Source organism: Marinobacter sp. G5_S1_61_S3 (assembly GCF_054968585.1).
The window spans coordinates 23222-34041 of the sequence record NZ_JBQKUK010000028.1; the positions used below are offsets into that span (position 1 = coordinate 23222).

General features: G+C 57.6%; 10 protein-coding genes. 9 read left to right on the forward strand and 1 reads right to left on the reverse strand.

Annotated elements, in window-relative coordinates:
• Positions 1–100 precede the first annotated feature (100 nt).
• A complete protein-coding gene (gene phrB, locus ACTRWH_RS20025) occupies positions 101–1501 on the reverse strand; it encodes a deoxyribodipyrimidine photo-lyase (protein WP_085681509.1) in 1401 nt (466 codons plus the stop codon).
• Positions 1502–1607: 106 nt separating this feature from the next.
• On the opposite strand from phrB, the gene ACTRWH_RS20030 reads away from it, so the two are divergent.
• The 9 genes from ACTRWH_RS20030 to ACTRWH_RS20070 form a co-directional block, all read left to right on the forward strand.
• A complete protein-coding gene (locus ACTRWH_RS20030) occupies positions 1608–2426 on the forward strand; it encodes a hypothetical protein (RefSeq protein ID WP_036204032.1) in 819 nt (272 codons plus the stop codon).
• A 75-nt stretch (positions 2427–2501) separates the two neighbouring features.
• On the forward strand, positions 2502–3362 hold the full coding sequence (locus tag ACTRWH_RS20035) for a mechanosensitive ion channel family protein (protein ID WP_041336562.1): 861 nt from the start codon (positions 2502–2504) through the stop codon (positions 3360–3362).
• Positions 3355–3840: an ATP-dependent zinc protease family protein gene (locus ACTRWH_RS20040; protein WP_087148985.1), complete on the forward strand. Its 486-nt coding sequence runs from the start codon at positions 3355–3357 to the stop codon at positions 3838–3840. The genes ACTRWH_RS20035 and ACTRWH_RS20040 overlap by 8 nt, the downstream gene beginning before the upstream one ends.
• Positions 3837–4742, forward strand: a complete 906-nt coding sequence (rimK, locus tag ACTRWH_RS20045) for a 30S ribosomal protein S6--L-glutamate ligase (RefSeq protein ID WP_036204038.1) — start codon at positions 3837–3839, stop codon at positions 4740–4742. The genes ACTRWH_RS20040 and rimK overlap by 4 nt, the downstream gene beginning before the upstream one ends.
• A gap of 1 nt (position 4743) precedes the next feature.
• Positions 4744–5811, forward strand: coding sequence for a succinylglutamate desuccinylase/aspartoacylase family protein (locus tag ACTRWH_RS20050; RefSeq protein WP_085681508.1), 1068 nt, complete (start codon positions 4744–4746; stop codon positions 5809–5811).
• A 14-nt stretch (positions 5812–5825) separates the two neighbouring features.
• Positions 5826–6251, forward strand: a complete 426-nt coding sequence (locus ACTRWH_RS20055; RefSeq protein ID WP_041333479.1) for a secondary thiamine-phosphate synthase enzyme YjbQ — start codon at positions 5826–5828, stop codon at positions 6249–6251.
• A 100-nt stretch (positions 6252–6351) separates the two neighbouring features.
• Positions 6352–7341: a bifunctional Delta(1)-pyrroline-2-carboxylate/Delta(1)-piperideine-2-carboxylate reductase gene (gene lhpI, locus ACTRWH_RS20060; protein WP_085681507.1), complete on the forward strand. Its 990-nt coding sequence runs from the start codon at positions 6352–6354 to the stop codon at positions 7339–7341.
• A gap of 241 nt (positions 7342–7582) precedes the next feature.
• Positions 7583–8563: a TAXI family TRAP transporter solute-binding subunit gene (locus tag ACTRWH_RS20065; protein WP_036204049.1), complete on the forward strand. Its 981-nt coding sequence runs from the start codon at positions 7583–7585 to the stop codon at positions 8561–8563.
• Positions 8564–8653: 90 nt separating this feature from the next.
• Positions 8654–10820, forward strand: a 2167-nt coding sequence (locus tag ACTRWH_RS20070; RefSeq protein ID WP_462826775.1) for a TRAP transporter fused permease subunit, incomplete at its 3' end; no start/stop codon positions are given.

Below are 10820 nucleotides of genomic sequence, written 5' to 3' on the forward strand. Positions count from 1 at the left end.
CATGGATGGCGGAGCCGAGCGTACATGGACGTATTCACAGCGTGTTTTGGCAGAGCCTTCCCCCAGCCGGCCGTTTCCTCCCAACGACGAAGCCGGCGCTTTAATTTTTCAGGGCCTGAAACTTTGAAATTGCCTCTTTCCTGCTTTCTTTCAGGTCAACGATAGGTCGTGGATACCCACCGGGAATCACACCACCGGCCCAGGGTTGGTGAATCCGTTTATTGTCCAGCTTTGCGATCTCGGGAACGTATTTGCGGATGAATTCGCCATCCGGATCAAACCGCTCACTCTGAGTGGCCGGATTGAATACCCGAAAATACGGCGCCGCATCGGTGCCGGTGGAGGCGCTCCACTGCCAGCCGCCGTTATTGGAGGCCAGGAAGCCGTCCACCAGTTTTGACATGAAATAGGCCTCACCCAGTCGCCAGTCGATGAACAGATTCTTGGTGAGGAACATCGCCGTGATCATGCGCAGCCGGTTGTGCATCCAGCCGGTCTGGTTCAGCTGGCGCATGGCGGCGTCGACAATGGGGATGCCGGTGTTGCCCGATTTCCAGGCTTCGAAGTTCTCGCCGGGTGTATTCCATTGCAGGGCCTCGGTCTCCGGTTTGAACGCCCGGTGCATACTAATCCTGGGGTAGTGGTAAAGGATATTGATGTAGAAATCCCGCCAGGCAATTTCATTGGTCCAGGTGGCCAGGCCTTCCTGGTTGCCTCCCATACCTTGCTGCTGGCGGGCGGCAATCAGGCACTGTTTGCCGGAAAGCACCCCGTTGGCCAGGTAAGGGGAGAGCAGGCTGGTACCATCTACGGAAGGCAGGTCGCGCAGATCCTTATAGTCCCCGCCGTGGTCGTCGAGGAACTGTTCCAGTTGCTGGTGGGCGGCGTCCTCGCCGGTTTCAACAAGCCGGGGTGGTGGATTATCGAAGCATTTTGGCAGGCCTTCATAATAAAGAGGCTTAACAGGCTCGCCGACGGGCTTGGGAACGGGAAAGAGGGTTGGCTGCGCCTCATCAATCCAGCTTCGCCACCGACGGGAAAACGGGGTGAACACGGAATAGGGCTCACCCTGTTGAGTGAGGATGGTGCCAACAGGCGCTACCGTCTGGTCCCGGTATTTATTCACCGCCACGCCAATATCATCAAGGGTGTGTTTTACGGCCTTGTCGCGGCGCCTTTCGTTAACTCCGTATTCCTCATTGAAATGCACATGCCGGATACTCTCGCGCCGGCAGAATTTTTCCAGTTTTTCAACGCTATCGGCGAACGTGGTTGCGGTCATGAATGATAGGGGTATGCCTGATTTCGCCAGTTCTTCCGACAGCGCATTGGCGTGGTCCAGCACAAATTGAACCCGCGCCGGAGACCAATCATGCTCCTGCCACTGAGCCGGGGTTACGATAAAACAGGCCTGCACCGGTTGCTGTTGCTTGCAGGCCGCCGTAAGGGCAGCGTTGTCGGCAACGCGCAGGTCGTTTCGGAACCAGACGAGCTGAGTCATTGAGCTTCCTGAGTTTGATGGCGGATCGACAGTTATGGATGGATATTCGCTGGAACGTGCTGATTGGATTATAGTTAATGGAAGAATTTATGGACAAAGGGCCGGAATGACGACGAGTCTGGACACACAGCGAACGATGCAGGATGGCCACTGGGCAACGCCTTACACATTGGAACCCGGGCAGACGCAATACCACGAACTCAGCCACACCCGAATCTGGATAACCCTGCTGGATCAGGAATGGCTGATCCGCTACCAGCGTATGCCCGAAGACGACAATCAGGAGCGTTGGCAGCAAAGGGTAACCCACACGCTACCCGATGCGGATCTGGAGGTTCATCGGTTCGTACGGCCGGATGATGGCAGTCAGGTTTGCTACCTGCCAGCGATGTCCAGCCTTGCTACGGTGATACGTCCCTATCAGCCGCTGACCATCCCCGCCGAGAGTGAGTGCACCATTTACGTGGGCACCCTCCTGTGGATGCGAATCCAGGCTGGAAGCAAAGGCACGCACCTGATGGAACTGCCGCTGGCAGATCCGTCGTTGACCTGGGTGGGAAGAACCACCATGGAAGGCGAGCTGTGCTACTCCGCCGCCACGTTTGCGCGCCTGGTGCTCGAAGCTGTGCCCAAACGTCCCTGGCGGGCGATTACCCCGGTGCGGATCGTCAATGAACGACAGGAACCGCTGCTGCTGGAGCGGTTCAATCTGCCCACCCCGTTGCTGTCCCTGCATCGTAATGACAAGGGGCAGCTATGGACACCGCGTGTGACGGTGACCTGCGAAACCGATATGAACTCAGCACGCCTGAAGATTGACCAGTCGCTTATTGCTGCTGCCGGACAGTGCGAGCTTATTTCGCCGGCGCGGGAACAAACCTCCCGTGGCGGGTTGGTACGAGCCTACGACCGTATATTTGGCTGATATCATCGGCCAATTGTCGACATCGAATCCGTAAACGGAGTTACCTCCTTGATTGAGCAGTTTGAAAGCAGCCTGATGCAGTTTTTTGGTGCCATTGCCTGGGGCAAGTGGATCAGCACCCTGTTCCTGTTGATTCTTGGCATTGTGCTGGCTTCATTTGCGGCCCGTGGAGTTACCCGCTTCATGGAGGACCGTGCGTCACGGCACCACACGGTGATGTTGAGGCGGCTGGTTTTCTACATCGTGCTGGCCATATTCTTCGTCGCCGCCTTGCGTGAAGCCGGCTTCTCTCTCGACGTGGTGCTCGGTGCCGCCGGTATACTGACGGTTGCCATTGGTTTTGCCTCCCAGACATCCGCCTCCAACATGATCAGCGGGCTGTTCCTGCTGGTGGAAAAACCCTTTGAAATCGGTAACTTTATTGAAGTGGAGAACACCATTGGCGAGGTGGTTTCCATTGATATGCTGAGTGTGAAGTTGCGCACGCCGGACAACCTGTATGTGCGTATTCCCAATGAAACCCTGATCAAGACCCGCGTGGTCAACCGCTCACGCTTTCCCATCCGTCGTATGGACCTGACGGTGGGCATTGCCTACGCCGAGGATGTGGAGCGGGTTGAAAAACTGCTTCTTGAGCTCGCGAGACAGAACAGTGCGAGTCTGGAAGAGCCGAAGGCATTTGTACTGGTCACCGGGTTTGGTCCATCCTCAGTGGACCTGCAGTTCTCGTTCTGGGTGCCCAGCAACAAAGTGTTGGAGGGTCGGAGCCAGATGATGGTGGCCATCAAGAAAACGCTTGATGAGGAGGGCGTTGAAATACCCTTCCCCCATACGAGCATTTATGCCGGAAGCCATTCCGAGCCCTTCCGGGTGGAGCTGCTTCGGCCGGAAACCACAACCAACAAGGGAGGCCCGGATGCCGACCAGAATGGATGATGCCTCGAAAGCCGGCCCGGTGCCGGACACAGACGGAAAGCTGGCATTGGGCTGGCGCGAGTGGGTTGCCTTGCCGGAGTTCGACATTTCCCGGATCAAGGCGAAAGTGGATACCGGTGCCCGCACCTCTTGTCTGCATACCTTCCGTACCGAACCCTACACAGAGAGCGGTCAGCGCCGGGTCCGCTTTTGGGTGCACCCGGTTCAGAACGATCTACATCACGTGGTGGAGTGCGATGCGGCGGTTCTGGATGAGCGCAACGTCTCGGACTCCGGTGGTCATAAAGAACTGCGCCTGGTGATCGAAACCCGGTTGGTGCTCGGCAACATCGAGTGGCCCATCGAAATGACATTGACCAATCGTGACTCCATGCGTTTCCGTATGCTGCTTGGTCGAACGGCAATGGCCAGGCGCGCCATTGTTCTTCCTGAATGTTCCTATCTTGCCGGCGAGCCGGCCCTAAGGACGAAAACATGAAAATTGCGATTCTGTCGCGTAACCGTCATCTCTACTCAACACGTCGTCTGGTGGAGGAAGGGATCAATCGGGGCCACGAAGTGAAGGTGATCGATTGCCTGCACTGCTCCATGAACATCACGTCCGCGGACCCTCGCATTCACTACCACGAGGAAGTCCTGGAAGATTTCGATGTGGTGATCCCCCGTATTGGCGCGTCGGTGACCTTCTACGGGACGGCCGTGTTGCGGCAGTTCGAGATGATGGGCGTTTTCCCCGTCAATGAGTCCGTGGCCATTACCCGCTCTCGGGACAAGCTGCGTTCATTGCAGTTGCTGGCCCGAAAGGGCGTTGGCATGCCGGTGACCGGCTTCGCCAACAAGCCGGACAACGTGCCGGAACTGCTGCAGATGGTGGGCGGTGCCCCCGTCGTTATTAAACTGCTGCAGGGCACCCAGGGCATTGGCGTGGTGCTGGCCGAAACCCGCAAAGCGGCGGAAAGTGTCATTGAGGCTTTCATGGGCCTGAAAGCGGACATCCTCGTGCAGGAATTCATCAAGGAAGCCGGTGGCGCTGATATCCGCTGTTTCGTGATTGGTGACAAGGTGATTGCGGCGATGAAACGTCAGGGTGGGGAAGGCGAGTTCCGTTCCAACCTGCACCGGGGCGGTACTGCCTCTCTGGTGAGGATCACCCCCGAAGAGCGCAAAACGGCGATCACGGCTGCAAAATCCATGGGCCTGAACGTGGCCGGTGTGGATCTGCTGCGTTCCAGCCGTGGGCCCCTGGTTATGGAAGTGAACTCCTCACCGGGCCTGGAAGGTATTGAAAATGCCACCAGCAAGAACGTGGCCGGCATGATCATCAACTGGACCGAGAAAAACCAGAAGCCCTGGAAAACCCGCACCAAGGGGAGAGGCTGATATGGCTGCTCGGGCGCCGTTTGTTATCGCCGGTCACGAGGTCAAGGCCGGCACTCGACAGACTGTTGAGATTCCGGTTGCCAAACTTTATACCCACACGCCACTGCATATTCCCGTTGAAGTGGTTCATGGGCGTCGAAGCGGGCCGGTACTGATGGTTTGCGGAGCGATACACGGGGATGAAATCAACGGTGTCGAGATCGTGCGCAGGGTGCTGACCAACTCCGCCCTGCGGCATTTGCGGGGGACGTTAGTGGCGGTTCCCATCGTGAATATTTTCGGGTTTGTCCAGCGCACCCGTTACCTTCCGGACCGCCGGGATTTGAACCGTTGCTTCCCGGGCAGTGAAACCGGCTCCCTCGGTGGTCGCATTGCCTACCTGTTGCGCACTCAGATCATGGAGAATGTCTCCCACATTATTGACCTGCATACGGGCGCCATACACCGGTTCAATTTGCCGCAGATTCGAGCGGAGCTCAAAAACCCGGAAACCATCCGTATGGCTGAGGCCTTTGGTGCGCCCATTATCATCAACGCAAGCCTGCGGGAGGGCAGCCTTCGCGCCTACGCTGACTCCCAGGATATTCCGGTGGTCACCTTCGAGGGCGGGGAGGCCCTGCGATTTGACGATGTGGTGATTGCCAGCGGCGTGAAAGGGGTCATCCGGGTGATGCGGGAACTGGAGATGATTCCCGCCAAGAAAGGCCCCAAGGCCCCCAGGAAACGCTCGGAAACGGCTGCAAACTCGCAGTGGGTGCGAACGGACACCGATGGCATCATGCGCCCGGTTGCCAGTCTTGGCCAGAAAGTCCGTAAAGGTCAGCGACTGGCCATGGTAGCCGACCCGTTCGGCGAGTCGGAAACCGCAGTGACATCACCCTGTTCCGGCATTGTTATTTGTGTGAATAACCTGCCGCTGGTAAACGAGGGCGAGGCGATCTACCACATTGCCCGATTTGACGAACTCAGCGAGGCGGAGAAGGCGATGGACTATTTCCGCAGCAGCTATGAAGGAGATGTGGGCGACGACGTGGTGCCCGTCCATCCCTGGGACGACCGGCAGAAATAGAAACGAGGTTGGACATGATCTGGGATCAGACCTTTATCGAACTGAAGCCCCAATCCAGGGGCTTTCACCTGGTAACCAATGAAATCCTGGCCCAGGCGCCGGCCCTGCAGAACTGCCAGGTGGGGCTTTTACACCTGTTTATCCAACACACGTCCGCCTCCCTGGCCATTAACGAGAACGCCGACCCGGACGTGCGCGGCGATCTGGAGCGCCATTTCAATGTGATGGTGCCCGAGAATGCGCCCCACTATGAGCACACCATGGAAGGCCCGGACGACATGCCGGCTCATATAAAAAGTGTTCTGGTCGGCCCCTCACTGACCATTCCCGTGAACGACGGACACCTTGCCCTGGGCACCTGGCAGGGGATCTATCTGTGCGAACACCGGGACCGGGCCGGCGGTAGGCGGGTCGTAGCAACTTTGCAGGGACGGTGGTAACCGCTTGCTGTCACATAAGAAAGTGGCTGGGTGTTCGCCCTTGTAAACCATGCATCACGGGCGTCTTTCTCTGTAGGCACCCTGAAACGGGAATCAACGTATGCAAATACTCAACCCTGAAATCGTCGCCGAAAACCTGCCCTGGAATGCGCTCGTCGACCAGTTGGAACGTGCTTTCGCTGGCGGCATCGTAACACCACCTCGCCACCATCATGCCGTTGAGCGTCAGGACGGGGAGGCTACGATGCTGCTGATGCCGGCGTGGGAAGATCAGGGCGGACAGCCGGGCTATCTTGGGGTGAAGATGGTGAACGTTTTCCCCCAGAATGCGAATCGCGGCATGCCCGCGATCAGCGGCGTTTACCTGCTGAGCGATGGCGCCACGGGCCAGCCCCTGGCCTGTATTGATGGTAGTGAGCTGACCCGTCGGCGCACTGCCGCGGCCTCCGCCCTGGCAGCCCGCTACCTGGCCCGCGAAGATGCCGAGACCCTGGTTGTCGTGGGCACTGGCAAGCTGGCGCCAATGTTGATTGAAGCCCATGCGTCGGTGCGGCCGATTCGCCGGGTCGTGGTGTATGGTCGCAACCTGAGCAAAGCTGAGGATCTGGCCCGGTCGTACTCGGGTTACCGTAAAGGGCAGGCGGCATTTGAGTCCGTTACCGCTACCGACAACCTGGCCTCGGTGGTTCCAGAGGCGGACATCGTCAGTGCGGCGACGCTCTCAACCCAGCCCATGATTCAGGGTGAATGGTTGAAACCCGGAACGCATCTGGATCTGGTTGGGGCATTCCGAAAGAATATGCGGGAGACCGACAGCGAATGCGTTGCTCGTTCTGATGTCTTTGTTGACTCTTATGCCGGCGCTAGAGGCGAAGCGGGAGATCTGCACTTTGCTGTGAACGATGGCGTTTTTGCCATGGACAAGATTCAGGCGGAGTTGTCTGAACTGGCAAGTGGTACCCATGCTGGCCGCAACGGTGATGATGCCATTACCCTGTTCAAATCCGTGGGTGTTTCGCTGGAAGATCTGGCTGCGGCGATCCTGGTTTGGGAGAACTACTCGAGTTCCAGTAAACAGGGTAAAGCCTGATCACACGGTTTTTGTCGTGCAATATGGGTGGATCTCCACCCATTACCTTCCTGGAAATGGGTGGAATGTTACCCGCTACTGCTTGATCTGCCCCGGCTTTATTAATGAAATATATGTAAGATCAATTAGTTGCCGTATCTGGCCTGCTAGTTGCTGTTGTTCGTTGCTGTAAGTGTCCAACCGGAACCTGCTGGGCTCCGTTCTAGCACCCAACAAACACAACGAAACGGGAGCATTCTCTATGAAAACCCAATCCGTCTTTGCCATGGCATTTGTCTCAACGTTTGCCGCCACCAGTCCCGCCATTGCTCAGGACCGGTCTGATTGGCCGGATAACTTCACGGTCGGTACCGCAAGTCAGGGGGGAACCTACTTTGCGTATGGGTCCGGATGGGCAAACTTTGTCGCCGAGAACCTGGGCGTATCCGGTGGTGCTGAAATTACCGGTGGTCCGATGCAGAATATGGCGCTGGTTCATACTGGCGATCTGAAGTTCGGGCTGACCACCATGGGGCCGGCGCAGGAGTCCATCGACGGTAACAGCCCACTGGCACCGGGCATGAAAATGGACAATGTGTGCGCGATGTTTCCTATGTATGAAACGCCGTTTTCCGTCACCGCACTTTCCAGTTCCGGCATTACGTCTATCTCTGATATTCCCGATGGCGCCACCATCGGATTCGGGCCGGCCGGCTCCACATCCGACACCTATTTCCCCCGCATCATGGAAACCCTGGGCGTCAATTTTGAACGCCGCAACGGTAGCTGGTCTGACTTGGGCGGGCAGTTGCAGGATGGTCTGATTGACGTGGTGGCCTTTGCCGCCGGTATTCCTATCCCGGCCGTCAGCCAGTTGGAAGTGCAGACCGATGTGACCATCATCGGCATGACGGATGAAGAGGCCAAGAAGGTGACTGCGAATTTCCCGGTATCGGAATTCACCATTCCAGCCAGCACCTACCAGTCCCTGAATGAGCCGTCCCGCGTGGTCTCCATGTGGAACTTCGCCATGGTCAACTGCGACATGCCGGAGAGCTTTGTGTATGAAATTACCAAGCTGACCATGGAGAACAACGACAAGATGGTGTCCATCCACAAGGCCGCCAAAAACTCCATTCCGGAAAACTACACGAAGAACAACGTCTTGCCCTGGCATCCCGGCGCAGCTCGTTGGTTCAACGAAAACGGCTACACGATCGAAGACAGCAAGATCAATCAGTAACCATCGTGTGCTCAGGAGGGCCGCGGTGGTGGCCCTCCTGAGCAAAGCCGGCGAACCGCCGGCCCCGTTTCCCCGTGAGCAGGGTCTATCATGACTGACAAGCAACACCCCGAAGAACACCCGGTGAACGACATTGGCGATGACCACGTCCTGGCCCACGATGTCGATGAAGAGCCGGTTGAGGCCAATCGCCGCCTGTTTGAAGGCGGTATGCTGAAATTCGTGACGTTACTGGCCATCGCCTACTCGTCGTTTCATCTTTACAGCTTGAACATTGCGCCGCTGGAAACCTGGTCTTTCCGGATTGTCCACATTGCGGGGGCCCTGGTGTTGGGCTTCATCCTGTTTGCCGGTGCCCGTTTTGTCTCCGCCGAAGACGGTCCCGCACGTCATCGCTGGACAACCTGGATCGGTGCCGTGGCTCTGGTGCCGGCCCTATACGCGCTGTACCAGACATTTTCATTCCACCAGATGATCCTGGATGGCACCCAGAGAGTTCCAGTTGACCTCGAAACCTGGCATTTCGGCTGGCCGCTGTTGGCCGCCAGTGCGATCGGTATCGTGATGAGCTGGTTTCACCAGCGCGAGCGCTCCCGCTTCAGTGTGCCGGATCTGGTGCTGATTGTGTGTTCGGTGGCGGTCGCTGCCTATTTTCTGGTGGTTTATAACACCTCCATGCGCATGTCCACGGGCACCTCGTTTGCGCCGGTCGGCATTTCATTCGCGGCCATTGCCGGCACAGCCCTGATCATGGAGCTGACTCGCCGGGTGGCAGGTCTGGCTCTGGTCATTATCGGGCTGGTCTTCCTGGTATATGTCTTCCTTGGGCCCTACCTGCCTGGCTTCCTGGGTTATCCTGGTTTATCGGTTCAGCGCTTCTTCAGTCAGGTGTATACCGACGCTGGTATCCTCGGCCCGACCACCGCCGTGTCGTCGACCTATATCATCCTGTTTATCGTCTTCGCCGCCTTCCTGCAGGCGTCAAAAGTGGGCGATTATTTCGTGAACTTCGCCTTCGCCGCGGCGGGTCGCACCCGGGGTGGCCCGGCCAAGGTGTCGATTTTTGCCTCCGGCCTGATGGGTATGATCAACGGAACCAGCGCTGGCAACGTGGTCTCCACCGGCTCCTTGACCATTCCGCTGATGAAAAAGGTGGGTTACAGCAAACGGTCGGCAGGGGCCGTGGAAGCGGCAGCCTCTACCGGTGGGCAAATCATGCCACCGATTATGGGGGCGGGCGCCTTCATCATGGCTGAGATTACCGGCATTCCTTATACCGAGATTGCCATTGCGGCGATCATCCCGGCCATCCTTTACTTCGCCTCGGTCTATTTCATGGTGGACTTTGAGGCGGCGAAGACCGGCATGCGTGGCATGCGCGAGGATGAGTTGCCCAAGCTCAAGACCATGGTGAAGCAGTGCTACCTGTTTGTGCCCATTATTATTCTGATTGTGGCGCTCTTCATGGGCTACTCAGTGATCCGGGCCGGTACGCTTGCCACCGTGTCTGCCGCAGTTGTCAGTTGGTTCTCGCCCAACAAAATGGGCATACGGAAGATCCTTGAGGCGCTGGAAATTGCGTCGTACATGGCCATCCAGATCATTGTGGTATGTGCGGCGGCCGGTGTGATTGTGGGCGTCATTTCCCTGACCGGTGTTGGAGCGCGGTTTTCCGTGTTGCTGCTGGACGTGGCCGAGGCCAGCCAATTGCTGGCGCTGATCTTCGCCATGTTCATCTCGATCCTGTTGGGTATGGGCATGCCAACCACAGCCGCATACGCAGTTGCCGCGTCGGTGGTCGCCCCGGGCCTGGTTCAGTTGGGCATCGAGCCACTTACAGCACACTTCTTCGTGTTCTATTTTGCGGTGGTGTCAGCCATTACCCCGCCGGTTGCACTGGCCTCCTATGCGGCTGCCGGGATTTCGGGCGCGAATGCGATGGAGACCTCCGTGGCCTCGTTCCGAATTGGTATTGCAGCGTTCATCGTGCCATTCATGTTTTTCTACAACGGCGCCTTGCTGATGGATGCCGGCTGGTTTGATATCGCCCGCGCACTGATCACCGCTCTGTTCGGAGTGTATATGCTGTCCGGTGGTGTGCTGGGCTGGTTTGCACGGGCCTCCGCCGGTGTGATCACCCGTCTTCTGCTGATCGGTGCGGCGTTGCTGATGATCGAAGGCGGTTTATGGACAGACCTCAGCGGTATTGCTCTGGCGGTGGTTGCGTTCCTGGCGCAGCGTCAGAGCAAACTGCGTC

What these genes read in the sequence shown, in the direction of transcription:
- rimK (WP_036204038.1), top strand. Translation starts at nt 3,837, where the DNA reads ATGAAAATTGCGATTCTGTCGCGTAACCGTCATCTCTACTCAACACGT.
- ACTRWH_RS20050 (WP_085681508.1), top strand. Translation starts at nt 4,744, where the DNA reads ATGGCTGCTCGGGCGCCGTTTGTTATCGCCGGTCACGAGGTCAAGGCC.
- ACTRWH_RS20035 (WP_041336562.1), top strand. Translation starts at nt 2,502, where the DNA reads ATGCAGTTTTTTGGTGCCATTGCCTGGGGCAAGTGGATCAGCACCCTG.
- ACTRWH_RS20065 (WP_036204049.1), top strand. Translation starts at nt 7,583, where the DNA reads ATGAAAACCCAATCCGTCTTTGCCATGGCATTTGTCTCAACGTTTGCC.
- phrB (WP_085681509.1), bottom strand. Translation starts at nt 1,501, where the DNA reads ATGACTCAGCTCGTCTGGTTCCGAAACGACCTGCGCGTTGCCGACAAC.
- ACTRWH_RS20030 (WP_036204032.1), top strand. Translation starts at nt 1,608, where the DNA reads ATGACGACGAGTCTGGACACACAGCGAACGATGCAGGATGGCCACTGG.
- ACTRWH_RS20055 (WP_041333479.1), top strand. Translation starts at nt 5,826, where the DNA reads ATGATCTGGGATCAGACCTTTATCGAACTGAAGCCCCAATCCAGGGGC.
- ACTRWH_RS20040 (WP_087148985.1), top strand. Translation starts at nt 3,355, where the DNA reads ATGGATGATGCCTCGAAAGCCGGCCCGGTGCCGGACACAGACGGAAAG.
- lhpI (WP_085681507.1), top strand. Translation starts at nt 6,352, where the DNA reads ATGCAAATACTCAACCCTGAAATCGTCGCCGAAAACCTGCCCTGGAAT.